The 239-nt window shown below is 73.6% G+C and carries 1 pseudogene; it reads left to right on the forward strand.

Features of this window, described 5'->3' with window-relative positions:
• Positions 1-77: 77 nt before the first annotated feature.
• Positions 78-239, forward strand: a pseudogene (locus ACTFO6_RS19665) (FAD:protein FMN transferase); the annotation flags it as partial.

Raw genomic sequence — 239 nt, forward strand, 5'->3', positions numbered from 1 at the left:
CGGCATTCGCCACAGGCCCCCAGCCCGTGCCGGTGGAGGAGGAGCGCGCCGGTTTCATCCGGTAGGCGACCGAGCTCTCCCGCCGCTCCGGAGGGCTGTTCAACCCGGCCATCGGCCGCGTGGTGGCGCTGTGGGGCTTCCACGGGGAGACCTTCGAGCCGCGCCTGCCGGAGGCCGGCGTCGTGGCCCGGCTCGTGGCCCAGCGCCCCGCCATGGAAGACATCGTTCTGGCGCAAGGA

This window comes from Pelomicrobium sp. G1 (assembly GCF_051905455.1).
Lineage (GTDB): Bacteria > Pseudomonadota > Gammaproteobacteria > Burkholderiales > UBA6910 > Pelomicrobium.